The organism is Agrobacterium sp. 33MFTa1.1 (genome assembly GCF_004328495.1).
Taxonomy (GTDB): domain Bacteria; phylum Pseudomonadota; class Alphaproteobacteria; order Rhizobiales; family Rhizobiaceae; genus Agrobacterium; species Agrobacterium pusense.
Genome location: NZ_CP036359.1, coordinates 444586 through 469752, shown reverse-complemented (window position 1 = coordinate 469752; position 25167 = coordinate 444586). Strand labels below are relative to the sequence as shown.

23 protein-coding genes are annotated in these 25167 nt (G+C 60.0%); 15 read left to right on the top strand and 8 right to left on the bottom strand.

The window, feature by feature from the left end:
* Positions 1-74 precede the first annotated feature (74 nt).
* Together EYD00_RS15955 and EYD00_RS15950 are read left to right on the top strand one after the other, a co-directional pair.
* A complete protein-coding gene (locus EYD00_RS15955; RefSeq protein WP_022562891.1) occupies positions 75-1106 on the top strand; it encodes an ABC transporter substrate-binding protein in 1032 nt (343 codons plus the stop codon).
* Positions 1103-2281 (top strand): acyl-CoA dehydrogenase family protein, encoded by a 1179-nt coding sequence (locus EYD00_RS15950; protein ID WP_034497003.1) that lies wholly within the window; start codon positions 1103-1105, stop codon positions 2279-2281. Before EYD00_RS15955 ends, EYD00_RS15950 begins: the two co-directional genes overlap by 4 nt.
* A 57-nt stretch (positions 2282-2338) precedes the next feature.
* On the opposite strand, the gene EYD00_RS15945 is transcribed toward EYD00_RS15950, so the two are convergent.
* Positions 2339-3409, bottom strand: coding sequence for an LLM class flavin-dependent oxidoreductase (locus EYD00_RS15945; RefSeq protein WP_034497593.1), 1071 nt, complete (start codon positions 3407-3409; stop codon positions 2339-2341).
* A gap of 396 nt (positions 3410-3805) precedes the next feature.
* Between EYD00_RS15945 and EYD00_RS15940 the strand changes: the two genes are divergently transcribed.
* From EYD00_RS15940 to EYD00_RS15920, 5 genes are all read left to right on the top strand, one after another.
* Positions 3806-4408 (top strand): alpha/beta hydrolase, encoded by a 603-nt coding sequence (locus tag EYD00_RS15940; RefSeq protein ID WP_022562888.1) that lies wholly within the window; start codon positions 3806-3808, stop codon positions 4406-4408.
* A gap of 189 nt (positions 4409-4597) precedes the next feature.
* On the top strand, positions 4598-4795 hold the full coding sequence (locus tag EYD00_RS15935; RefSeq protein ID WP_004445462.1) for a hypothetical protein: 198 nt from the start codon (positions 4598-4600) through the stop codon (positions 4793-4795).
* Between the two features lie 168 nt (positions 4796-4963).
* Positions 4964-6133 carry an FMNH2-dependent alkanesulfonate monooxygenase gene (gene ssuD, locus EYD00_RS15930; RefSeq protein ID WP_022562886.1) on the top strand — a complete coding sequence of 390 codons (1170 nt, stop codon included), beginning with the start codon at positions 4964-4966 and terminating at the stop codon, positions 6131-6133.
* Positions 6134-6313: 180 nt separating this feature from the next.
* On the top strand, positions 6314-6859 hold the full coding sequence (locus tag EYD00_RS15925) for a flavin reductase family protein (RefSeq protein ID WP_004445459.1): 546 nt from the start codon (positions 6314-6316) through the stop codon (positions 6857-6859).
* A 48-nt stretch (positions 6860-6907) separates the two neighbouring features.
* Positions 6908-7852 carry an acyl-CoA dehydrogenase family protein gene (locus tag EYD00_RS15920; RefSeq protein WP_004445457.1) on the top strand — a complete coding sequence of 315 codons (945 nt, stop codon included), beginning with the start codon at positions 6908-6910 and terminating at the stop codon, positions 7850-7852.
* 30 nt (positions 7853-7882) lie between these two features.
* Here EYD00_RS15920 and EYD00_RS15915 read toward each other — a convergent pair whose 3' ends face one another.
* Positions 7883-8332 (bottom strand): RrF2 family transcriptional regulator, encoded by a 450-nt coding sequence (locus EYD00_RS15915; protein WP_004445456.1) that lies wholly within the window; start codon positions 8330-8332, stop codon positions 7883-7885.
* Between the two features lie 303 nt (positions 8333-8635).
* Here EYD00_RS15915 and EYD00_RS15910 point away from each other — a divergent pair, with 303 nt between their 5' ends.
* The 7 genes from EYD00_RS15910 to EYD00_RS15880 all read left to right on the top strand — a co-directional run bounded on the left by EYD00_RS15910 (position 8636) and on the right by EYD00_RS15880 (position 16690).
* Positions 8636-9640 (top strand): LLM class flavin-dependent oxidoreductase, encoded by a 1005-nt coding sequence (locus tag EYD00_RS15910; protein WP_034496999.1) that lies wholly within the window; start codon positions 8636-8638, stop codon positions 9638-9640.
* A 23-nt stretch (positions 9641-9663) separates the two neighbouring features.
* Complete coding sequence (locus EYD00_RS15905; RefSeq protein ID WP_022562883.1) at positions 9664-11004, top strand: LLM class flavin-dependent oxidoreductase; 1341 nt, start codon at positions 9664-9666, stop codon at positions 11002-11004.
* 78 nt (positions 11005-11082) lie between these two features.
* The gene (locus EYD00_RS15900; protein ID WP_022562882.1) at positions 11083-12270 is read left to right on the top strand and encodes a M20 aminoacylase family protein; all 1188 of its coding nucleotides are present in this window, start codon (positions 11083-11085) and stop codon (positions 12268-12270) included.
* Between the two features lie 21 nt (positions 12271-12291).
* On the top strand, positions 12292-12846 hold the full coding sequence (locus EYD00_RS15895) for a GNAT family N-acetyltransferase (RefSeq protein ID WP_022562881.1): 555 nt from the start codon (positions 12292-12294) through the stop codon (positions 12844-12846).
* 13 nt (positions 12847-12859) lie between these two features.
* Complete coding sequence (locus EYD00_RS15890) at positions 12860-14665, top strand: amino acid ABC transporter permease/ATP-binding protein (protein WP_081859448.1); 1806 nt, start codon at positions 12860-12862, stop codon at positions 14663-14665.
* 22 nt (positions 14666-14687) lie between these two features.
* A complete protein-coding gene (locus EYD00_RS15885; RefSeq protein WP_022562879.1) occupies positions 14688-15626 on the top strand; it encodes an ABC transporter substrate-binding protein in 939 nt (312 codons plus the stop codon).
* A gap of 128 nt (positions 15627-15754) precedes the next feature.
* On the top strand, positions 15755-16690 hold the full coding sequence (locus tag EYD00_RS15880) for an ABC transporter substrate-binding protein (protein ID WP_022562878.1): 936 nt from the start codon (positions 15755-15757) through the stop codon (positions 16688-16690).
* Between the two features lie 62 nt (positions 16691-16752).
* Here EYD00_RS15880 and EYD00_RS15875 read toward each other — a convergent pair whose 3' ends face one another.
* Positions 16753-18078: an NAD(P)/FAD-dependent oxidoreductase gene (locus tag EYD00_RS15875; protein ID WP_022562877.1), complete on the bottom strand. Its 1326-nt coding sequence runs from the start codon at positions 18076-18078 to the stop codon at positions 16753-16755.
* A 229-nt stretch (positions 18079-18307) separates the two neighbouring features.
* Here EYD00_RS15875 and EYD00_RS15870 point away from each other — a divergent pair, with 229 nt between their 5' ends.
* A complete protein-coding gene (locus EYD00_RS15870) occupies positions 18308-18784 on the top strand; it encodes an Lrp/AsnC family transcriptional regulator (RefSeq protein WP_004445447.1) in 477 nt (158 codons plus the stop codon).
* A gap of 248 nt (positions 18785-19032) precedes the next feature.
* On the opposite strand, the gene EYD00_RS15865 is transcribed toward EYD00_RS15870, so the two are convergent.
* From EYD00_RS15865 to EYD00_RS15845, 5 genes are all read right to left on the bottom strand, one after another.
* On the bottom strand, positions 19033-20688 hold the full coding sequence (locus EYD00_RS15865; protein ID WP_022562875.1) for an ABC transporter ATP-binding protein: 1656 nt from the start codon (positions 20686-20688) through the stop codon (positions 19033-19035).
* On the bottom strand, positions 20685-21539 hold the full coding sequence (locus tag EYD00_RS15860; protein WP_004445444.1) for an ABC transporter permease: 855 nt from the start codon (positions 21537-21539) through the stop codon (positions 20685-20687). The genes EYD00_RS15865 and EYD00_RS15860 overlap by 4 nt, the downstream gene beginning before the upstream one ends.
* A complete protein-coding gene (locus tag EYD00_RS15855) occupies positions 21539-22489 on the bottom strand; it encodes an ABC transporter permease (RefSeq protein WP_034496995.1) in 951 nt (316 codons plus the stop codon). Before EYD00_RS15855 ends, EYD00_RS15860 begins: the two co-directional genes overlap by 1 nt.
* A 93-nt stretch (positions 22490-22582) precedes the next feature.
* Complete coding sequence (locus EYD00_RS15850; RefSeq protein ID WP_022562873.1) at positions 22583-24193, bottom strand: ABC transporter substrate-binding protein; 1611 nt, start codon at positions 24191-24193, stop codon at positions 22583-22585.
* Positions 24194-24286: 93 nt separating this feature from the next.
* Positions 24287-25000, bottom strand: coding sequence for an HAD-IA family hydrolase (locus tag EYD00_RS15845; RefSeq protein ID WP_034496993.1), 714 nt, complete (start codon positions 24998-25000; stop codon positions 24287-24289).
* Positions 25001-25167: the final 167 nt, after the last annotated feature.

The window sequence follows — 25167 nt, the reverse complement described above, 5'->3', positions numbered from 1 at the left end:
CCGGGATGTCTCCCTTCAGCCGACGGGCGCCGCAGCTTCGCTTTCCGGTGCCATCGTTTCATTGAGGCCATTCCATGAGCACGACACTTTCTGAAATCTGGTACACACGCTGCCCGGTGCCCACGCCAGTGGGGCTCGCGGCGCAGCTGGGTTATCTCGAGCAGACCTTCAAAGAGGCCGGCATAGCGCTGAAATCCATCATCGACTCACCTGACCGCTCCGTTCGCCAGAGCCATTTCAACCACACGCTGGAATGGTCGTTCCGCCATGGCGGCAATGTGCCGCCCATCCGTGCCCGCTCGGAAGGGCGCAATACGCGTCTCATCGGGGTGACGTGGACGGATGAGTTTCAGGCGATCATTACCCTGCCGGAAACCGGTATCCGTTCGCTTGCCGATCTCGTCGGTCGCCGTTTCGGCGTGCCGCGCCGGCCGGAGGGCATCGTCGATTTCATGCGGGCGACGGCGCTGAAGGGCATCGTTTCGGCGCTCTCGCTGGAAGGGCTGAAGGTCGGGGATATCGAACTCACAGATATTGTTATCAAGGATTCGGTGCTCGCCTCGCAGGAGGGGCCGTCGCTGTTCGGCCTGAAGCGCCGGCAATCTTTCGGCGAAGAGATCATCGCGCTCCTGCGGGGCGAGGTCGATGCGATTTTTGTCAAGGGAACGGCTGGCATCGCCGCCGCGAACCTGATCGGTGCGGTGCAGGTGGCGGAGTTCGGTTTTCACTCCGATCCGAAGATACGCATCAATTCCGGTTCACCCCGGGTGTTGACGGTGGATGGGCGGCTTGCCGATGAGCGTCCCGATCTGGTCGAGCGGCTGGTTGCCGCCATCGGCAAAGCCTCGCTCTGGGCGGAGCAGCACCCCGAGGAGACGCGTCGTTTCATCGCGCGTGAGGCTGGCGCGACCGAAGAGCAGGTTCTGGCCGCCAACGGCGCGGAGGTTCACCGCCATCTTGGCCTTGGCCTTGATGCCGACCTTGTCGGTGCCGTGGGCCATTACAAGGACTTCCTGCACCAGTGGGGCTTTCTCGAAAACGACTTCAATCTTGAGAACTGGATCGATGATCGTTTCGTTACGGCGAATGAAAGGGTGGTGGCATGAGCGTCGCACTTTCCGCCGTTCCGAACGCGCCGGCGCAGCGAGCCGATCCGGTCGCCGTGGCAACCGCGCTGGCCGAAGATTTCAGCCTGACGGCTGCGGACCATGACAAAAGCGGTGAATTCGCTGCGGGTAATTTCGAGGCGCTTTTCAAATCAGGACTGCTCGGTCTTGTCACGGCTGAGAAGGATGGCGGCTGGGGCGAGGGCATGGAAACGACCCATGCCGTCATCACAGCCATCGCCAAGGGCGATCCATCGACCGCTCTCATCCTCGCCATGCATTATAGCGTCCATGCCGCGATCCGGCGCGGCAAGTGGCCGGCGGCACTGGCCGCAAGGGTGCTGGCCGCCAATGGCCGGGAATTGGCACTCGTCAACAACGCGCAGGCAGAGCCGGGTGTCGGTTCGCCGGCCCATGGCGGCCTGCCGGAAACAACGGCGCGAATTGAGGGCGATGTCTGGGTCGTCAACGGCCGCAAGAGCTTCGTGACTGGCCTGCCGGGCCTGAAATGGGCGATCGTGCTCGCCGTGACGACGGAAGAGACGCCGCGCCTCATCCAGCTTCTGGTTCCTCTCGACGCGACTGGAATCACCCAGGAAAAGGCATGGGAAGCGACCGGCATGTACGCCACCGCCAGTCATGATCTGGTGTTGAAGGACGTCAGGGTGCCACTTGCCGATATCGTGGCCGAGCAACCGGCGGATGAGCCGCTGCGGCGCGATGAAGTGGACGGTTACAATTTCTTCGTGCTGCTGGCTTCCGTCTATCACGGCGTCGCGCTCTCGGCGCGGGACGATCTGCTGCGCCATCTTAATGGCCATGTTCCGGCGAGTCTCGGGGCACCGCTGTCCTCCATCCCCCGCATTCAGGAAGGTCTCGGTCAGATCGAAGTATTGCTGGCGGCGAACAGACGCCTGCTTGCCTCCGTCGCCCGGGATATCGATGTGGGGGAGAGAGTGGGAACCGATGCACTGGCCGTTCGCCAGGTCGTGATTGACAATGCGGTGGCGGTGACGGATCTGGCTCTGGAACTGGGCGGCAATCGCGGCCTGCGCCGGGACTACAATCTTGAGCGCCATCACCGCGATGCCATCACGGCACGGGCGCATGCGCCGCAGAGCCATATGATCCGCACGATCCTTGGCCGCCAGAGCATCAAGGCAGCCGGCGGCTGACCGGAGAAGGCATTGGGCGGCCCTGTTCCAGCAGGGTCGCCCGGCAGCTTCACCGCATCAATCCCGCAGCAGCGGCAGCAGCCTGTCGCCCTGCCGCTCAATTTCTTTCAGATAGGGCGTATCGGACAGCACGAAATGGGTGATCCCCAACGCACGATACTTCTTGAGCGACGTTGCGACATCTTCCGCTGATCCTACAAGCCAGGTCGTCCCGGCGCCGCCGCCACCAAATTTGCCCGGAGCGGTGTAAAGATTGTCGTCCAGCACGTCGCTCTGCCGGTGCAAGTCCAGAAGGCGGCGCTGGCCGACTGCGACTGCCTGAAGATGGTCGTTCCAGCGCACGCCATTGTTTGCGGCCATCTCGGCAACCTTTGCTTCCGCATCGCGCCACGCCTCGGCGGTCGTTTCGCGCACCAGCGTGGTGATCCGCAGGCCGAATTGCAGCGGCGGCAGATCGCGGCCGAGCGTTTCACTGAGGTACCTGAGCCGTTCTATCCGCTCACGCACACCGGCGAGCGGCTCTCCCCAGAAAAGCTGCACGTCGGCCTCGGTTGCGGCAACCTGCTCGGCTGCTTCGGAAGCGCCGCCGAAATAGAGTTTGGGATGCGGCCTGCCTTCGCGCGGCGCGATGCGCGGCAGGACAGTGGAGTTCTTCACCCGGAAATGCTCACCTTCGAACGAGACGTTTTCCTCCGTCCAGAGCCGCCGCACCAGCCGCATGAATTCTTTCGTGCGGGCATAACGCTGCGCCTGATCGCCTTCATCGTCGCCATAGGCCGCAAGCTCATCCCTGCCGGAGACGATGTTGATCCTGACCCTGCCACCCGAAAGCTGGTCGAGGGTGGCGGCTGCCGATGCGAGGTTGGCCGGTTTCCAGTAGCCGGGGCGGATGGCGATCAGCGGTTCGAATGTGGTGGTGCGCGCAGTAAGCGCCGCCGCCACCGTGAACGTGTCGGGTCTTCCCCAACCCGTGCCGACCAGCGCGCCTTTCCAGCCATGGGTTTCAAGCGCCCTGGCATGGCCCGTCAACGTGTCGAGACTGTTGTGATTATCGCTGACGGCATCGCCACGGTGACCGGGTTTGACGTCATTGGGGATGTACCAGAGAAATTCGCTCGTGCTGCTCACATTATCCGCCTGAATTTTCGTTTGTGGTGCGGCGGAGCGGCTCTGCCAAAGCCCGGCCTCTGCCACTTGGGCTACGGGAAGCGCAAGCCTACCCACGTGCGAGAATGGCAAAGCGGCGACGGCGCGGCGAAGCAGCGACGTTTCTTTTGTTGTCCGGCAGAGGAAAAGCTTTCCGTCTGCGAAGCCTAAATTGCACATATTTTCTATATAAAAAATTTGAGGAAATGATTTCCTCTGACGGACATTATCTTGGGGACCGAGAACGTATTTTCTGAACTATCGGATTTGTCTGGATCGTTTTTCCTCGTGCATCCAAAAGGTGAGCAAGGCCATAGTCGACTGGAATCATAAAATTCACCATGCTTGGTGCACTCGCACACAACCTACGGAGCAGGCATGTGTACCACCTTGATTGTTCCTGGCCTGAATGGTTCGGATGAAGGGCATTGGCAGCGACATTGGTTGCTGGATGATCCCGATGCCCAACTGGTTGATCAGGACAATTGGCAATGCCCGGTTCTCGACGACTGGCTTGACCGTCTGGAGGCAGCGCTGGCGACCGTCGAAAGTGCTTATGTCGTCGCCCACAGCCTCGGTTGCCTGTTGGTGGCGAATATGGCGTCTCGACCCTCCGCCGCCAAGATCAGGGGCGCGCTTCTGGTTGCACCCGCTCATCTCGACCGCGTGGAGGCGATGCATCCCTGTATTGTGCGGTTCGGCGCATTTCCGCAGCAGCCGCTTGCTTTTCCGAGCCTCGTCGTGGGCAGTATGAACGATCCCTACATGGATGCCGAAGAGCTCTCGCGCAGTGCCAGCCTGTGGGGGAGCGATCTCATCAATCTCGGCGCCGTCGGGCATATCAATATTGCCAGCGGCTACGGACGATGGCCCGAGGGTTATGCTCTGCTCGAACGGCTGGAGATGGGTAACGCACCCGCAAAGGCGGGGACCCGATCGAGGTCCAACACACTGAGTGCGCTCAGTGATGCGTATTTTTGAAGAGAAGAGTGGTCGTTTGCGGTCCATGTACTGCCATTGGCCGTCGGAAACGGATTTTTTCCCTCACGCCGCAAGGTTGGTCCACATTTGCCGATGATCCTCTAATTATAGAATGGTAATTTTATCGAAAATATTGACGATTTTGGATGATCGCCTGAGGATGGAGTGAGTAGAGCAAAGGAGGCGCACATGCCGCAGGGACTTCATGCGTTTACTTTCGATCTGTTCGGTTTGACCCGGCGTCAGCCGCGTGACGAGGAACAGGTCAGCCTTCATCCCTTGGACCATTCCGGACGCATAAGGCGAGAAAAAAGCGATCTCGAACTCGAGCGGGAAGAGATCTGCGAAATGAATTTTGCAATGCTCGGCCTTTACCCGGTCTTCTGACGGCTATTGGCGGAGGCTTCGTTTCGCTTCGCAGGGCGGGTTATCCGGGAGAGAAACTCTCCATGCCGAATGGAAATTGGAACAAAATTTCTTAAACGCGCCGGGGAATTGGCTACCCTTTATCATCAGAACGCATTGCCCGAAGGGCGGATTGCAAAGGACCAGCCGATGAGCACAGCCGACAAACCCCTCGATTTTCTTTGGTTCATTCCCTCGTCGGGCGACGGTAGTTATCTGGGCTCCGACGATCTCGCGCGTCCTGCCGATCCCGGCTATTTTCGCGAAATCGCGCAGGCTGCCGATCGGCTGGGTTATTCCGGCGTGCTCATTCCAACCGGCGTCGCCTGCGAGGAATCCTTTATTCTCGCGGCCAATCTTGCGGCTTATACCGAGAAGCTGAAATTCCTCGTTGCCATCCGTCCGGGCGTCGCGTCACCCGCCTATTATGCCCGGCTGGCCTCCACGCTTGATCGTGTTTCCCATGGACGGCTGCTTCTCAACATCGTGGTAGGCGGCAGCGCGCAGGAACTGGGCGGCGACGGCATTTTCCTGCCGCATGACGAACGTTACGACCATGCCGACGAGTTCTTCCAGGTTTTCAATTCACTGATCGAAACCGGCAAGGGGGGCCTGGACGGCAAATATATCAAGGCGGTGGACGCAAGGCTCGGCCTGCCGCCGGTACAGGAGCCGCGCCCGCCGCTTTATTTCGGCGGCTCTTCCGATGCCGGCATCGAGTTTTCGGCTGGTATCACCGACAAATATCTCACCTGGGGCGAGCCGCCGGCACAGGTCGCTGAAAAAATCGCCAAGGTACGTGCGGCCGCCGCCAAAAAGGGCCGCGAGGTAACCTTCGGCATTCGCCTGCATTTCATCGTGCGTGAAACCGACGAGGAGGCCTGGGCCGATGCCGACAGGCTGATTTCGAAGCTCTCCGACGAGACCATTGCGTCTGCTCAGGAAGTATTCTCCAAAGCGTCGGATTCCGTCGGGCAAGCGCGGATGCAGGCGTTGCACAACGGCCGACGCGACCGGCTCGAGGTTTCCCCGAACCTGTGGGCGGGCATCGGGCTCGTCCGTTCGGGCGCCGGCACGGCGCTGGTCGGTTCGCCTAAGACGGTTGCGGCGAGACTGCGGGAATATCAGGCGCTCGGCATCGATACCGTCATTGCGTCCGGTTATCCTCATCTCGAGGAAGCCTATCGCGTTTCCGAACTGTTGTTCCCGGAAATCGGGCTCGGCGGACCGCGCGATCAGATCCGCTCGTCATTCGGAACGAAGCAGGTCTTTGGCGGCGGTGGCCATGGCGGCAACGTCAAGCTTGTATCCGGGTCCTGAATGGCCTGCGAAAGGCAGGCCATTCTTCTTCCGCCTCGTATCCTGCGGCAGGCTGCAACGGCGCAGAAGCATATAAAACATTATTTCTATAGAATTTTGTCATTATGGAAAAAGGTGCCTGTTTCCCACCCTATCGCCGCTGTTAGCTATTGAACAAATCAGCTTTTTCAGGAGCCACCGATGACATTGCAATATGCGGCCAAGGATCAACAATTCATCAATCTCCGTGACCCCGTTGCCGGCAAGGCTCCGGATGCCGACAGCCTCAAGGCGGCGCTGAGAACACTGGGCGGCGGCGTCAGCGTGATCACGGCGGGGGAAGGGGAGGCCCGAACGGGTGCGACCGTAACCTCGGCCACGGCGCTGTCGGTCGATCCCCCCAGAATTCTTGTCGCGCTCAATCGCTCCTCGTCCACATGGCCGGTCGTGCAGCGTTTCGGCCATCTCGCCGTGAACATCATCGGCCCCAACCATCAGTTCATCGCCAACCAGTTTGCCGGCATCGGCGGCCTGAAGGGTGCGGATCGTTATCGCGGCGCTGAATGGACCCGGCTGGCGAGCGGCGCGCCCATTCTTGAGGATGCTGTCGCGGCGATCGACTGCACCATTGAGGAAGCGATCGAACGGCATAGCCATGTCATCGTGATCGGCAAGGTGGAGGCGATCCGCGTCGGCTCCGGCTACTCGCTGGTCTATCAGAACGGGCGTTATCATTCGCTGGGTTAAGCGTCGGCCGCCGGCGCGTTACTTTGTCATTGTTTGAGGGAGTTGAGCATGGGATCCGTCACGCCTCTCGGCGAAAGACTTCGTTTCGTTCCTCCACGCCTTGGCGCGGATATCGATGTGCTGACCGTCGCACGGGCAATCGCCGCGAACTGCGGGGTTGAAAGTCCAGGACACATCCACGCTCGGATTGCCCGTTCCGGCCTTCTCGCTCTTTCCGTTCCAACGGAGCTCGGTGGAGCGGATATCACCAATGACATTCTGTCACAGGCGCTTGCCATTATTTCAGCAGCCGATGCCGAGGCGGCGCAGGGCCTCGTTGAACATTTCACTGCCCTTGAGTTCATCAGGAATGCGGGCAGCGAAGAGCAGCGCAGGGCGCTTTTCGCCCGTCTCGATCTTGGCGAGACATTCGGACTGGCAACGTCTGCCGCGAATCTGGACCAAGCGGTTACGGTGACGGAAGATGACTACGCCCTGCGGCTTCCCGACGACGTTGTTGGGTCGGTGAGGGGCGACGCGGACTGGATCGTCGTGCCAGCGGTCAATACGTCCGGGCAGCCCTTGCTTATCGTCTTGCGCAATCGCCCCAATACGTCGTGGGAGGGTCTGTTGCGTGCCGATCAGGTTGTGTTCCTGGCTCAGGGCGCCGGAAATCTGGCCACTTCCGTGTCAACTCTTTTGAGGGCCGCAGTGGCGTTGGGACAAAAGCAGGGTGAGCTTTCGTCCCTGCTGATCGACAGGCTGGCGTATAAGGGTGCGGCACGACCCGTCATAGGGGAAGTATTTCTCGCCATCGAACTCCTGAGGGCGCAGATAGCAAGCCTTGCGGCCAATATCGATGCGGCACAGGTTGGTGCAGAAAACGTCACCTTTCGCTCGGTTCGCAACAATGCCATCACGCTTGAAATCCTGATGGCGCGCCTCGGTCTTGTCGAAGGCGTCAGCGAAGACGGATTGATCGCTTCGCTGGAGGACGATCTGCGCAGGCAATGAGTAGATCGCGAATGACCGACCGTTCGAAATCTATTGACCGGCCGGAATGGCGTGGGCGTCCTGCCCGTCCTTCTCCACGAATTGCGCAAGCGTCATATTGTCCAGAATCGTTGCGATGGCGTCACGCACGTCCGTCATCGAAAGTCTGACCTGACAGGTCTCCGGATCATCGCAGTCGTCACAGGCTTCAAAGGCTGTGCGGCTTGCGCAGCGGATGGGCGCCAGAGGACCGTCCAGCGTGCGGATAACTTGGCCGATCATGATTTCCGACGGCATTTTCGACAGTGAATAACCGCCATTGGGCCCCTTCTTGGAGCGCAGGATTCCGCTATTGCGCAGTTCCAGAAGAATGGTGTCGAGAAATTTTTTCGGGATGTTGTTACGGCTCGCAATCTCTGTCACGAAGGCGGTTTCGCCCTGGGGCAACCGCGCCAGATCGACAAGTGCCTTTAGTCCGTATTTGCCTTTTTTGGTCAACATCACATGATCCGAAAGAGAGACGGCACATTTTACAGCGCCTCGCCATATTATTCCTGAGTTACTAAGTAGTTTTTACCGAATTTCGGCGCAAGCCCGTTTCGCCTTCGTTTGGTGCTGAAAGCGGCCAGTTGCAACGTTATTTTGAGGTGACCCTCCGCGTTGCGGATGCCTCCCGCCTGCGCCGGCTTTCCGCGACACCACTGAAAACAATATTTTCTCTCATCGTGCCGCAACGTGGAACGATCATCCTTTATTAGTATATAAAATCCGTAGACAAAGTATGCATCAAAGACACGCGAGGTGATGATGTATACGCTCAGTTTGCTGGACAAGAGCCCTGTTCCAACGGGTGAGGACGCGGCGAGTGCATTCCGCGACACGATCAATCTCGCCAGACGTGCCGAAGAGCTGGGCTACCGCCGTTTCTGGGTGGCCGAGCATCACAATTCGCCGGAACTAGCCGGGTCCGCGCCGGAAGCGCTGGTTGCGTGGATATTGGCGAAGACCTCCCACATCCGCGTCGGCTCAGGCGGTGTCATGCTGCAGCACTACAGCTCTTACAAGGTTGCCGAGGTTTTCAACGTTCTGTCGTCGCTCGCGCCTGGCCGGGTCGATCTCGGCATCGGTAAGACACCGGGCGGGCTGCCGCTCGCGACGTCAGCCTTGCAGCAGGCCTATGATCCTGCCCGCAAACCGGATTTTGAAGCGGCCTTCGGCGAGCTTACCACATTCCTGTCCGGCGCCGCGCCGCACGAACACGCGCAGGCCGGATTGCGGGCAACTCCCGTACCGCCGGTCGCTGCGGAACGATTCCTGCTCGGCGCCAGCCCGGAAAGCGCGAGGCTTGCCGCTTCACGCGGATGGAATTTCGTTTTTGCCGGCCACCTCAATGGCGACGTGGAGGTTCTCCGCCGCAGCCTTTCGGTTTTCCGTGAAGAAAGCGGCGGAGTTGCCCCGGTCCTTGCCCTGTCCGCGTTTGCTGCGAGCGACCCCGCTCATGCCGCGCGGCAGGTCGAAGGTCAGCGCATTTACCGGGTGTTCCTCAGTGATGGCAGGGCCTTCAATCTGGGCCGGCGTGAACAGGCGGAGGAATTTGCCCGCCAGTCCGGCGATGCCGATTACCGCATCGAGGAGCGCAAGCCCAATGTCCTGCATGGCGGGCCGGAGGATATTCACAAGGCGCTTCGCGCGCTTTCCGAAGAGCACGGCATCGAGGAATTCATCATCGAGCCGCCGCATGTCGGGGCGGATCAGCGGCTTGCCTCGATCGAACTCTTGGCCACGCACCGCCTTTCCCGGGCGGCGTGATTTAGTCCTCAGGAGGAGATGACATGACGAGAAAGAAAATCCGTTTCGGCATCATGCTTCAGGGCCCCGGCGGGCATATGAACGCCTGGCGGCATCCCAAAAGCCCAGTTGACGCCAGCGTCAATTTCGAGTTTTTCAGGAAGAATGCGTTGAAGGCGGAGGCGGCCGGTATCGCCTTCGCTTTCGTGGCGGACGGGCTTTACATCAACGAAAAGTCGATCCCTCATTTCCTCAACCGGTTCGAGCCGCTGACGATCCTTTCAGCGCTGGCCGCGGTGACCTCGAAGATCGGTCTCGCCGGAACCGTTTCGACCTCCTATAGCGACCCCTTCACCATCGCCCGCCAGTTTGCTTCGCTCGATCTCCTGAGCGGTGGCCGCGCCGGATGGAATGCGGTGACGACACCTCTCGAAGGCACGGCGAAGAACTACAGCCGCAATCATCCTGAACATGCGCTGCGTTATGAGATTGCCGACGAATATCTCGAAGTCATCAAGGGTCTGTGGGACAGCTGGGACGATGATGCCTTTGTGCGCAACCGTGAGACGGGGCAATTTTTCGACCGCACCAAACTTCACACCCTCGGCCATAAGGGCCGCTTTTTCCAGGTGGAAGGCCCCTTGAACATCCAGCGTTCGCCGCAGGGGCAGCCGGTAGTGTTTCAGGCCGGCTCATCCGATGCCGGCATCGGTCTTGCGGGCAAGCACGCTGATGCGGTCTTCACCAATTCCGCTTCACTTGAGGAAAACCAGACCTTCCTGAAGCGAGTCAAGCAGAGTGCCGTCGCGCAGGGCAGGTCCGCTGCCGATGTGAAGATCTTCCCAGGCATCGGACCGATTGTCGGCGAGACCCAGGAAGAAGCGGAGGCGAAATACGACGTTATCCGCAACCTCATCACAATCGAGGAGGCGCTCGCCTATCTCGGCCGCTTCTTCGATCATCATGATTTCAGCGTCTATCCGCTGGATGAGCCTTTCCCTGACCTGGGCGATATCGGCAAGAACAGTTTCCGTTCAACGACCGACCGCATCAAGCGTCGCGCCAAGGAAAAGAACCAGACGCTGCGCGAGGCGGCACTGGAGGCGGCGACCCCGCGTGAGGGTTTCATCGGCACACCGGACAAGGTGGCTGACGAAATCATCCGCTGGGTGGAGCACGACGCTGCGGACGGCTTCATTCTCGGTTTTCCCGTGATTGCCGAAGGGCTGGATGATTTCATCCGCCTTGTCATTCCTGTGCTGCAGCGGCGGGGTTATTTCGATCCGCATCTGGACGGGGCGACGCTGCGCGACCATCTCGGGCTGCCTTTCCGGGAAAGTGTCTACGCCCGCGGCGAAAGCGGTTCGGACAAGGCCATCGCATAAGATCGCGGCCGGAGGGCGACCCGGCCGGCGCAGACTTTCAGGACGCGGCGCGTAAAGGGTCGTGCAGGAGATAGAACCATGAACATCCACATTGACGGCGCGCGTCCGCAGGACGACGCCGAACGGGGAATCCTTGCCTTCATCGAGGAGAGCATCGCCATCCGGCGCGATCTCCACCGGCATCCGGAGCTCTCGCTGAAGGAGAAACGCACGGCCGCTCTCATCGCCCGTTATCTTCTGTCCTTCGGATATGAGGTGACGGAGGGCGTCGGCGGACATGGCGTCGTGGCGACCCTCAAGCGCGGCCACGGCGAAAAACGCCTCGGTATTCGCGCCGATATCGACGCGCTGCCCATTGCCGAGGAAACCGGCCTTGCCTATGCCAGCGACACGCCGGGCGTCATGCATGCCTGCGGTCACGACGGCCATACGACCATCCTACTCGCAGCAGCCCGTTATCTTGCCGAGACCTCGAGGTTTTCCGGCACGTTGACACTGATCTTCCAGCCCGCCGAGGAAATCGGCGCCGGCGCGAGGGCGATGATAAAGGACCGGCTGTTCGAACGCTTTCCGGTCGACGCCGTCTTTGGCCTGCATAACTGGCCGGGTGTCGAGGCGGGCCAGTTCGGTTTCGTTGAAGGTCCTGCAATGGCCTCCGTCGACAAGGCGAAGGTGCGGATTGTCGGCAGGGGCGGACACGGGGCAGCGCCGCACGAAACGGTCGACCCGGTTCTCGCCTCGGCAAGCTTCGTCACCGCGCTGCAAAGCATCGTTTCACGCAATGTCGATCCGCGCGAGATGGCGGTGCTGACGGTTGGCTCCATTCATGGCGGGACGGCTTCGAATGTCATTCCCGAGAGCGTCGAACTGCAGATCACTGCACGCGCCTTCTCGCCGGTCGTGCGCGACAGGCTGGAGGAGCGGCTTCCGGCGCTGGCAAAGGCGCAGGCGGAAAGCTTTGGCGCAAAGGCCGAGGTTGCTTATTCACGGGGTTTTCCACCCGTCATCAATCATGCCGTGCAGACGGCTTTCGCCCAAGATGTCGCCAGACGGCACTTCCCGCCAGGACAGATCGCCGAGAGCTTTCAGCCGAGAACCGCGAGCGAGGATTTCGCCTTCATGCTGCAGGAGCGGCCTGGTTCCTATCTCTTCGTCGGCAATGGCGACAGCGCGCCGCTGCACAGCCCTCACTACGATTTCAACGATACGATCATCGCGCCTGCGGCGCGCTTCTGGGTGCGTCTGGCGGAAGACTACCTCTCCTGACGCAAAATTTGGGACAAGGACATGAGCGACAGTTTTTTCTACACATCGGTCAAGGATCCGCTCGCGACGCCGCTTCTTGAGGAGTTGCTGTTCGAATATGACAGCCGCTACGGCACATTTTTCAATGCGGAAGGGGCCAAGGCGGAGCTCAACAAATATCCGCCTGAGGCCTTCAGCCCGCCATCTGGCAACTTCCTGCTGCTCCTGCGTGACGGCAAGGCGATCGCCGGTGGGGCTTTCATGCGCTACGACGACGAGACGGCAGAATTCAAGCGCGTCTGGACACACTCCGCCCATCGCAGGCAGGGGCTCGCGAAACTTGTGCTGCGTGAACTGGAGCTGCAGGCGATCCGTCAGGGCTACGGTCGCGTTTATCTGACCACCGGCTTCCGTCAGCCAGAAGCGGTCGGTCTTTATCTGACCAACGGCTACCGCGCCCTGTTCGACACCGCGGCCGATCCCGAGACGATCAAGTCCCTGCCTTTTGAAAAAAGGCTGTCTGAAGCTTCTGCGCCCATCAGGGATGGCGCATCGCTTTCGGCCGCGCGGCCGCAACTCTCTCCAGTTCATCCGTGAAAGGCCTTTTCCGATGACGATAGCTTCCGATTTTCCGAATGTCTCGGTGAGTGAACACAAGGGCGAGCCGGTCAGGGACGGTTACGCGCATTTCCGCGTCGTTCCTGCCCGCTATCCACTGCGTACGGCGGGCACCGTTCTTGCGGTTCTCATCATCGCGGCCGTCCTGCATTCCGTCTTCGGTAACCCACGCTGGGGCTGGAATGTATTTGCGGAATGGTTTTTCGCCGAACCGGTGCTTGTCGGGCTAGGCCGGACGCTGCTGCTGACGGCGCTTGGGGCTTTTCTCGGTTTCGTGCTCGGCACCGTTCTCGCCCTTGCCCGCGTTTCGGGGTCTCCCCTGCTTGTCGCGATCTCCTGGACCTATATCTGGATATTCCGTTCCATTCCGCTGATTGTGCTGCTGCTGATCCTCAATAATCTCGGTTATCTCTACGAGACCGTCACGATCGGCGTTCCCTATACCGGTATCAACTTCTTCAGCTGGAACACGACGCAGCTCATGACGCCCTTTGCGGCTGCGGTGCTCGGACTGACGCTACATGCTGCGGCTTTCTCATCGGAGATCGTGCGCGGTGGCATCCTATCGGTCGAACAAGGTCAGCTCGAGGCGGCGGCCTCGCTTGGCCTGCCGCGCCGCCGGCAGTTTTCGCGCATCGTGCTACCGCAGGCGATGAGAACCATTCTGCCCAATGGTTTCAACGAGATCATTCTCCTCGCGAAGGGAACGTCGCAGGTCTATATCCTCGCGCTGCCCGAGCTATTCTATACGATCCAGATCATCTATCGCCGCAATCTGGAAGTGATCCCGCTGCTGATGGTTGCCACCGTCTGGTATCTGGTGATCCTGACCGCGCTTTCCATCGTCCAGCATCACATTGAGCGGCACTTTTCGCGTGGCGCGCTGCGCAACCCTCCGCCCTCACTATTTGCAACGCTCTACCGCACAATCCGGCCGCGCCGGCCCTTGCCTGAAGCGGTGGAGGCACCAGCGCCTGCGGACGCTAGAGCCGAACGGCCGACCGCCGTCAGGACCGGTAGTTTCCAGCTCGGAAATCGCGGTGGGTCGGTCAATATTCACGGTGTTTCGAAGTCTTTCGGCTCGCTGAAAGTCCTTGATGATGTCACCGTTTCCATTCCGGCGGGCAGTGTCACCACCATTCTCGGCCAGTCCGGGTCCGGCAAGTCCACCCTGCTGCGCTCCATCAATCACCTGGAACGCGTGGATGATGGCTTCATTGCCATTGACGGCGAACTGGTCGGATATCGCCAGCAAGGCGACACGCTCTACGAGCTGAAGGAGCGGGAGATCCTCAAGCGACGCGTTGAAGTGGGTATGGTTTTTCAGAGCTTCAACCTCTTCCCCCATCTTACCGCACTGGAAAATATAGCCGAAGCGCCGGTCGTGGTTCGGGGCATCAAGAAGGAGCAGGCCGAGGCGGAGGCGAGGGATCTTCTGGCTCGCGTCGGTCTTGCCGAAAAGTCCGGAGCCTATCCGCGTCAGCTTTCGGGCGGCCAGCAGCAGCGCGTGGCGATTGCGCGGGCGCTTGCCCTGCGGCCAAAGGTGCTGTTGTTCGATGAGCCGACCTCGGCGCTTGATCCCGAACTCGTCAACGAGGTGCTTGACGTCATCAAGGAACTGTCCCGGTCCGGCGTCACCCTCATCATCGTCACGCACGAGATCGGTTTTGCCCGCGAAGTTTCCGACAGGGTGATCTTCATGGAGCAGGGGCGGATTCTCGAAACGGGCACGCCTGACAAGGTGTTCAATAATCCCGAGCATCCGCGCACAGCCGAATTCCTCGCCAAAGTTCTCTAATCAACAAAAAGGAAACACTCACATGGCTTTTTCATCGAAATTATTTTCCCTGCTCGCCGGTGGTCTTTTCACGGCCACTGCCGCGCTCATCCCGGCAGCGCATGCGCAGGAGGTTGACCTGTCGCCGGAGCAGAAGGGTCGCGTTCGCGCAGAAAAGGTGGAGGAGGCGATCAAGCTTCTGCCTGCCGGCCACAAGTTCGTCGCCGATGGAAAGCTGACGGTTGCGACCGTACCTTTCCGGTTGCCGCTGGTGGATTACGCGAGCGACACGAAGACGCCGATCGGCGTGGAGCCGGATATTGCCCAGCTCGTCGCCGACAGCCTTGGACTTGAACTTCAGCTTGTCCCCATCGCCTGGGCTGACTGGCCGCTCGGTCTCACATCAGGCAAATATGACGCCGTGACGTCTAATATAACGGTGACGGAGGCCCGTAAGGAAAAGTTCGATTTCTCCAGCTATCGCAACGACTTGCTTGGCTTTTACGTGGGCAACAACAGCAAGGTCACGTCAATCGGCAAGCCCGAGGATGTTGCCGGGCTGAAGGTGATTGTCGGCGCGGCCACCAATCAGGAGCAGATACTCTTGAAGTGGATCAAGGACAACAAAGCCAAGGGTCTGGCCGACACCGAGGTACAATATTACGACGACCAGGCGGTGCTTGATGTCGCCCTGCAATCCGGCCGCGCGGATGCCTATCTTGGCCCCAATGCCACCTCTGCCTTCCAGGCGGCAAGTCAGAAGAAGACGAAGCTCGTCGGCACCTTCTCCGGCGGCTGGCCCGAAGCGGCGGAAATCGCCGTCGCTTCGAAAAAGGACGCCGGTATTGCCGAAGCCATCACTGCCGCACTGAATGCCCAGATCAAGAACGGCAACTACGGCAAGGTTCTCGCCCGCTGGAATCTGGGCTCGGAGGCCATCACCGAATCCCGCACAAACCCGCCCGGTCTGCCCAAGAGCTGAGAAGGCACATCGCTGACAGCCAAGTTGCCGAAAAAGCTGAGTTGAAGGTGGGACATCACTCAGCCGGTAGCGCGGGCCTCCTCCCGCCCGCGCTACCTCCGTCCCGCGATCAATATCGGGAAACACCAATGACTTTCAACTTTCGCCTGACCTCCGTCACGCTCGGCGCCTTTCTTTCCTTTGCCGGCTTCGCGTCTGCTTTCGCAGATGATGTCTTCGATCTGTCGCCGGATCAGCCTAGGCGTGTCAGGGTCGAGAAGGATGCCGGTGCCATTGCCGCCATCCCGAAGGATTTCCGGTTCGTCTCACCAGGCAAATTCACCGTGGCCGTTTCACCGGGCGGCCCGCCGCTGGCCACTTACGCAACCGACGCGAAGACTGTCGTAGGGGCCGATCCCGATTATGCGCTCGCCGTTGCCGACAGTCTCGGGCTTGAGCTGGAACTGGTGGCGGTCGCCTGGGCGGACTGGCCGCTGGGGCTCGCGTCGGGCAAATACGATGCGGTGATCTCGAATGTAGGTGTCACGGAGCAGCGCAAGGAAAAGTTCGACTTCTCCACCTACCGGCAGGGTCTCCACGGCTTCTTCGTCAAGTCCGACAGTGGCATAAGCGCTATCAGGGAGCCGAAGGATGCGGCGGGGCTGCGTATCATCGTCGGCGCCGGCACCAATCAGGAGCGTATTCTGCTGAAATGGAGCGACGAGAACGTTGCCGCCGGTTTGAAGCCGATCGAGCTGCAATATTACGACGATGAAGCAACGCGGCTTGTAGCCCTTTCGGCAGGGCGGGCGGATGTAATCGTTCAGCCGCATGCCCAGCTGGTTTTCATCGCCGCACGCGACAAGACAATCAAGCGTGTCGGAACCCTTTCCGCCGGATGGCCGGAACGTTCCGACGTTGCAATCACCACCCGCAAGGGTTCGGGACTGGCCGATGCATTGACACTCGCCACCAACGACCTGATCAAGAGTGGTGCCTATGCGAAAATTCTCGACCGCTGGCAACTTTCCGAAGAGGCGCTGCCGGAATCGCGGACCAATCCTCCCGGACTGCCGAAAAGCTGACCTGCAGATGAGATGCGGCGGACTGCAATACCCGCTGGGTCAGCCCCGCGGGTATTTGTCCGTCAGAAATCCGCGACCTTGCCCCAGGCCGAGCTGTTAAAACGGCTGGGATGATAAGGCGCGGGATCGACGATCGGGCTGGCGCCAGTGACGATATCGGCAATGAGGTGGCCCGCTCCCGGACCTATGCCGAAACCATGGCCGCTGAAGCCCGCGGCGAGGATGAAGCCGGGCAATTCGATGGTTTCACCAATGGCAGGTACGCCATCCGGTGTGCTGTCGATAAAGCCGGCCCATGTGGTCGAAACCTGCGTTTTGCGCAGAGCAGGCAGGAGCTGCAAAGCTCTTTCATGGGTTTCGCGGATCGCTGCCGCATTCGGTTTCGGATCCAGAATGCGAACCCTTTCCATGGGGGTCGGCGCATCGAGCCGCCAGTTTTTCAGTGACTCATGGCCGCCGCGAACGCCTTCCAGGCCGCCCGGCCTGAGACTGCGCCAGCGCTTGAGGAACATCGGCACGAACTCACGCGCAAACCGCGCCTGCTGCGCCGTCGGGTCAATGCGTCCAAGCCCGCTGATGGCGAGCGTATAGCCCCCATTATTCCGCTTCGTTACCGAGACGGCGGCAGTGTGCAGCGCATCCGGCAGACCTTCCGCGCCGGGCGTAACGGCGAGAATAGAGGACCGAACCGAAGCCTGTGGAAAACGGATGCCCAGCTGGCGGCAGAATGAAGAGGCCCAGGCGCCGCCGGACATGATCGCCGTTTTCGTGCGGATGGTTCCTTTTTCGGTAACGACGGCGCTGACGCGACCATTTTCCGTCTCAAGGCCCCGCGCGGCGCAGTTCTGATGTACCGTGCCGCCCAGCTTCATGATGGCACGCGCTACGGCGGGGGCCGCCATGGAAGGATCGGCTGTCCCGTCGGTCGGTGAAAAAACGCCCCCCCTCCAGCGTTTTCCGGTCGCATGCCCACGCTCGCTCGCCTCATCTGCGCTCAACATATGGGTCGTCACGCCGGCAGTAAGGGCAAAGTCGCGCCAGCGCGCCCATCCAGCAAGCTCGGCCTCGTTGTCGCTCAGGTAAAGCAGCCCGCAGCGGCGAAAGCCGGTGTTCTCGCCGCTTTCGGCCGCAAATCGTTCCCAGAGCGTAAGGCTCTGCGTCGAAATCGGCAATTCCCTTGCGTCGCGGTTCTGCTGCCGGCACCAGCCCCAGTTCCGGCTGGATTGCTCGGCGCCGATAAGACCTTTTTCGACAAGGGCGACTTTCAGGCCGCGCTGCGCGAGGTAATAAGCAGCGAATACGCCGACGATGCCGCCGCCGATGATGACGGCGTCAGCCGCTTTCGGCAGGTCCGGCGATGTCGTTATCTGTTGCAGCGGGGCGGGCATGGTCTGGCTCCTTATAGTCGTCCTAATTTACCTTGGCCGGCGCGCAAACGTTGCCAGACTGGGCTCTCTGTCGGAATTTCCTGCTGTTCGCAGACCTCTCTGCAACTCTTTCTGCTGAATGAAAAAAACATCGTTGCGTCGACAGCGCGCGTCCATGTGGTAAGATTTCAATTGCCGCGCCAGAATTTTATGCCGCGTGTCTGAAAAAACAAAAGGGGTTCCGCACGTGATGAAACTTGACCGGATCGATATCAAGATTCTCTATGAACTTCAGAAAAACGGTCGCATCACCAATGTCGAGCTGGCGGAACTTGTCAATCTTTCGCCAAGCCCCTGCCTGATGCGGGTGAAGAAGCTCCAGTCGGAAGGTTATATCGAGGGGTATTCGGCGCAGATCAACATCAACAAACTCGGCCAGACGCTGACGGTCTTCACCGAGATCACACTCAAGAATCATCGCCAGATCGATTTCGCCCGCTTCCTCGGGGTCGTCGAAAAAATCGATCAGGTGGTGGAATGCCATCTCGTTTCCGGCGGTTACGACTACCTCCTGAAATTCGTCACGTCGGGCATTGTCGAATATCAGTCGATCATGGAAAGGCTGACCGATATGGACGTGGGCATCGACAAATATTTCAGCTTCGTGGTGCTGAAATCGCCGATTATCAAATCGCATATGCCGCTGACCAGCCTCTTTCCGCTTTGAAGTGAGAGGTAGTACATCAGACGTCCGCAGAACCGATGGGTTTGACAGGGGGTTGCACTTACACTCCGTCACCCCGGACTTGATCCGGGGTCCAGCGCGATCAAGTCCTTGATTGCAAAAGACTCTTCTCACGGGGCAGACGCGCCGTGGCTGGATGCCGGATCAAGTTCGGCATGACGGAGGACAGCGTCTCAATCCTCTTTGGTAATCACCCAGGTTTTTGCAACGCCTTACTGTTTTTCAGCAGCTCACCGCTTGGAAAACGCCCGCACCAGCTCTGCATCCTGCTGAAGATTGTCGAGCCATGTCGGGTCGAGTTTGGGTACCGAAGAGAAGAGCAGCTTTGAATAGGGATGCGTCGGCGATTTTATGGCTTCCGTCTCCAGATGCTCCACCTTCTTGCCGGCGTACATCACCACGATTTCGTCGCAGATGGTCTCCACCACCGAGAGATCGTGGCTGATGAAGATGTAAGAGAGGTTCAGCTCCCGCTGCAATTCGCCGAGAAGATCGATGATGGCGGCGGCAACCACGGTGTCCAGCGCCGAGGTGATTTCGTCGCAGATGATGAGTGATGGTTCGGCGGCCAGCGCCCGGGCGAAATTGACGCGCTGCTTCTGCCCGCCTGACAGGCCTGAGGGATGACGGTGGCGCACCGAGCGCGGCAGCTTCACCATGTCGAGAAGCTGATCGACCCGCGCATCCCGGGCCTTGCCCTTCATGCCGTGATAAAAGGTCAACGGCCGGCCGAGAATATCCTCGATCGGTTTCGAAGGGTTAAGCGCGGTATCGGCATATTGGAAAACGATCTGCATGCGGCGCAGCTGGTCGCTTGTCCGATGGCGGGCATCGGCATCCAGCTCCTTGCCTTCGAAAATGACATGGCCGCCTGCCGCCGGAAGAATGCCGGCAATGGCGCGTGCCAGTGTCGATTTTCCGCAGCCGGATTCGCCGATGATACCGAGATTGCGACCGGGATAGACCGAAAGGCTGACGGAATCCACGGCGCGCACGAGCGGCATCCTGTCGTCGCCCTTGGTGCCATATCCAGCGATCAGATTTTCAATATCCAGCAACGGTGCTGCCCGCTCCTGCGTTGGCGGGGCGACCGCGCGGACCTTGTCATGAAATGCCGTCAGCAATTCCTTTGTGTAGGGATGCTGCGCATTTTCGAGAATATCCCTGGTGGTGCCGGTTTCCTGTACCTCGCCGCCTTTCAGCACCACGATCCGGTCGGCGATCTGGGCAACGACGGCGAGATCGTGTGACACATAGACACCTCCGATGCCGCCCTTACGCATTGCCGATTTGAAGGCGCGCAGGACCTCGATCTGGGTCGTCACGTCGAGTGCGGTGGTCGGTTCGTCGAAGATCACCAGCTTCGGATTGCCGATCAGCGCCATGGCCGCGGAGAGGCGCTGAAGCTGACCGCCGGAGACCTGATGCGGATAACGGTCACCGATGGTTTCCGGGTTGGGCAATGAGAGCGCCTTGAAGAGCTCAACCGCGCGTGCACGGGCTTCCTGCGGCGGCATCAGGTGATGGATGCGGGTGACTTCGATGACCTGATCTATGATCTTCTGTGCCGGGTTGAAGGCGGCAGCAGCGCTTTGCGGGACATAGGTGACTTGTGTGCCGCGAACCCTTTCGCGCTCTGTTTCGGAAAGCTGCACCATATCCTGACCCGCCACCTTGACGCTGCCGCCGGAAATGCGGCAACCGGGGCGGGCATAACCCATCAGCGTCAGTGCGATGGTGGTCTTGCCGGAGCCGCTTTCGCCGATCAGTGCGACGATTTCGCCATCGGCGATATCGATGTCGACGCCCTTGATGATATCGATGCGACGGCCTGAATCGGTGGTTGCCTCGACCTTCAATCCGCGGATTTCAACGAGATTGTTCATGCTTCGCTCCTGTCGCGAATTTTCTGCGGCAGATTGTCGATCAGCAGGTTCACGCTGATCGTCAGGCTTGCAATGGCCAGTGACGGAAAAATGACCGCGGGAGCCGCGAAAGGCAGGCCGCCGATGTTTTCGCGCACCAGCGCACCCCAGTCGGCATTGGGTGGCTGCAGGCCGAGGCCAAGGAAGGAAAGGCCAGAAAGAAGCAGGACGATAAACACGAACCGCACGCCGAGATCGGCAAGCACGGGCCGGATGATGTTCGGCAGAATTTCGGAGCCGATGAGATAAAAGAGGCTCTCGCCGCGAACACGCGCCACTGTGACGAAATCCATTGTGTTGACATTGACTGCAAGCGCGCGGGCAAAACGATAGGCGCCGGGCGTGTAGATGACCGAGAGCGTGACGATCAACACCGGAATGGACGAACCGACAGCGGCGACGACCACAAGGCCGAAAAGCTTGCTTGGAATGGAATTCACCGCATCGAGAAACCGGCTGAGCGCGGCGTCGAACCAGCCGCCGATGACGGCGGCGCACATGCCGAGCACAACGCCGCAGGTGCAGGCGATGGCGACCGCTGCCAGCGAAATGCCGACCGTAAAACGTGCGCCCATGAGAATACGGGAAAGCACGTCACGACCGAGATAGTCCGAACCGAGCCAGAGCTCCGATGTCATCGGCCCGAAATAATCGAAATCGACGATTTCACCGACCGGATGCGGAATGAGATATGGCGCGAAGATCGCAACCATGGCCCAGAGAAAGATGACGAGAAAGCCGAAAACGCCGACTGCGTTGATCTTGTAACCCAAACGCGAGGTCCCCGAAGTTGTTTTGACATGATCGGCCATCAGCGCAGCCTCGGATTGGACATGATGGCGATGATGTCTGCCGTCGTGATGAGGAGGAGATAACCGACGCAGAAGATCATTGCGCAGGTCTGGATCAGCGGCAGGTCGCGGGTGGCGACGCCATCGACCATCAGCTTGGCGATGCCGGGAAAATTGAAGATCGTCTCGACGATGATAACACCGCCGACAAGATAGGAGAGCGAGAGCGCCACCGCGTTGACAATGGGGCCGAGCGCGTTTGGCAGCGCGTGGCGCAGCACGATGCGCATGCGCGGCGCACCTTTCAGCAGCGCCATTTCGACATACGGCGTGTCGAGTGTCTCGATAACGGCGGCGCGGCTCATGCGGATCATTTGGGCGGAGACAACGAAGGTCAGGGTGATGACGGGCATGGCGTAAACACGCAGCACATCGAAAAGCGTGTGCACTTCGCTGACGAGCGAGAGCGCCGGCAGCCATTTCAGGTAAACGGCAAAAAGCAGCACCGCGAGCGTCGCGATCATGAATTCCGGCACCGAAATGACGCCGATGGTCAGCACGGTGACGGCCCGGTCATAAAGCGTTCCGCGCAGCATTGCGGAACTGATGCCGAGCGTCAGCGCCAGCGGCACGGCGATGATGGTCGTGATGCCGGCCAGCTTCATGGAGTTGATGAAACGCGGGCCGATGAGATCGGCAATCGCCATGTTATTGGCATAGGACGTGCCGAGATCTCCCTGCACCAGGCCGAAAAGCCAACGGATGAAACGCAGCAGGGCGGGATCGTCGAGATGCATGGCGGTACGCAGGCCGGCAACGGCTTCAGGCGTCGCCGCCTGGCCGAGGAGGATCGTCGCGGTGTCGCCGGGTAACAGGCTGGTGGCTGAAAAGACGATAAATGAGACGATAAGCAGCGTCGTCAGCATGACGACCAGCCGCCTGGCGACAAGGGATAATATCCGGCTGTTCATTCACATGCTCCTGCAACCTGCCTGATGGTGGAGGCTTCCCGCATCTTGGGGAAAGCTTGCCGGGCGCTGTTTCACGCCCGGCACCATGGTTTATCAGGCTTCGAGCCAGACGTATTCCGCGAAGGCGTAACCCATCATGCCGCCGAGTGGATTGGCTTCCAGCCCCTTCAGCTTGGAGGAGATTGCGTCCACATTGGTGAGATAGGCGGGAATGATGGTGCCTGCTTCGTCGGCGATCATCGTCTGCATCTCGAAGTAGATCTGCTTGCGCTTCTCCATGTCGAGCAGGCCGCGCGCCTCCAGCATCAACTTGTCGAATTTTTCCGACTTGTACTGGCTTTCGTTCCACGGCGCGTCCGATGCATAAAGCAGCGAGAACAGGATGTCGGGCGTCGGACGCGGGTTGATGTTGCCGAAATGGATCGGGGCCTTCAGCCAGTAATTGCTCCAGTAGCCGTCGGCGGGAACGCGCTGCACGTCCAGCTTGACGCCGATTTCCGCAGCCGAAGCCTGGATGATCATCGCCATGTCGATGGCCGAGTTCGCCGCGTCGGAGGTAATGACCGGGATGGACTGGCCATTGACGCCGGCTTTTTCGAAGTGGAACTTCGCCTTCTCGGGATCGAAGGCTTTCGGCTTCAGATCCGGATTGTGATAGGGGCTCATGGGCGGCACCGGCTGGTCGTTCCCCACTTCCCCAAGTCCGCGCAGGGCCGCCTTGACGATCTGCTCGCGATTGACGATCGACTTCATGCCGGCAATGAAATCGGCCTTGTTACCGGGGGCCTGATCAAGACGGATGTTGAGATTGGTGTAGTTGCCGGACGTTCCCTTCGACAGGACAACGCCCTCCTGCTTGTCGAGCAGACGGAGCGCGCGCGGGTTGATGGCGGCGGCGAGCTGGATATCACCGGAGAGAAGCGCGTTGACACGGGCATTATCGTCCGAGATCGCGAAGAACTCGAAGCTGTCGACGTGCGGTCCGCCGGATTTCCAGTAATTGGTATTCTTCGCCATGATCGAGCGTACCCCCGGCTCGAATTTTTCCAGCTTGAAGGCACCGGTGCCATTGCCCTTGGAGAAATCGGTGGTGCCGTCGGCCACGATCATGAAGTGGTGCATGGCAAGGATCGTCGGCAGGTCGGCATTGGCGCTGGCCAGCGTAATCTCGACGGTGCTCTTGTCGACGGCTTTGAAGCCGGTCATCTGCGCCGCGATCTTGGCAACCTTGGAGCCGACGGCTGGATCGAGATGGCGCTTCAGCGAATAGACCACGTCGTCGGCGGTCAGCGCCTTGCCGTCGTGGAAGGTCACTCCTGAGCGGAGTTTCACGGTCCAGGTCTTGGCGTCCCTGGATTCGATCGATTCGGCCAGCTCCATCTGCGGCGTGCCGGAAATGTCGAGAAAGCTCAGGCGGTTGTAGAGCGCGCAGCAGCGGACATAATCCGTCGAGAGCGAGGCTTTGGCCGGATCCAGCGTATCGGCAGTGGAGGCCGACCAGCCCGCCGCCTTCAGCGCGCCGCCGGAAACGGGGGTAGCCGCCACGGCCTGCGAGGCGCGGCCGAGGATTGCCGAGCCGGCGGAAAGGGCCACGCCGCCCGCCAGCATCATGTGAAGCAGTTCGCGCCGTGTGGCGCCGCGGCGTATCGCCTGTTCAACGGCAGCATCGTCGGAGCGGGTCCAGTTTGAAATCCTGTCACTCATGGTCTTCCCCTTTTGTATGATTTCTTGAAATGCGTCTGTAGAAATTATCTGCGGCTGGGCACCGGTGTGCGCCACGCCGACAGCAGGGGCGGCTCAGCCGCCCGATTGTCTGGCGGCTTCGGCAAGGCCGGCCATGGACGTGAAGTGATAATCCGGTTCGGTAAAGTTTTCCGGCTCGATCGTGCCGCCATATCCCTTCTGGGCATGGCGACGCTCTATCCAGCAATTGGTCATGCCGAGTTTTCGGGAAATGCCGATATCGTGGTACTGGCTCTGCGCCACGTGCAGAATGTCGTCCTTCGACGCTCCTTCGCTTTCCACGAAGGAGAAGACCTTCTCGAAGAAGGCAGGGTCGGGCTTTTCAGTGCCGGTGTCATCGGCAGTGAAAGCGGCGTGGAAGGGGTTGCCGAGTTCCTTCGAGAAATAGTCGAAGGCCCAGCGTCGGGCGTTGGTCATGGCGATCAGGCGGTGGGTCTTTGAAAGTTCGGCCATGGCGGCGCGGCTGTCGGCAAAGCCTTTCCAGTCCTTCGCCGCGTCGCGCAGACGCTCACCATAGGCGCGCTCCACCGGCAGGCCGAGCTCAGGGGCAATGATGAGGTAGACGCGCACGAGATCATCGGGAAAAAGGTCGGTCGCGTCGGAGTAGCGGGCCGCACGGTAGAGCGCGAGCGCCTTTTCACCATCGACCTCAACACCGTTTTCCGCACCGATTGCGGCCAGCGTCGATGTCAGACCCCGTTCGAAATCGATGAGGGTTCCCACCACGTCGAAGCTCATATATTTGAAGTCGCTCAGTTTTTTGGGCAATGTCGGTCTCCGCTCTGCCGCCACGTCCTTTTTAGGGGAGGGTTGCGGCATTTTATTTCGTTCCCGGACGGAATCCTTGTCCCGTTCCCATTTTTGAAAACGCCTGTTTTAGTGGCGTTTTGTGCTTTTTCTTAGGGATAGTTTGGCAGTTCCGGCGCGCCGGATTC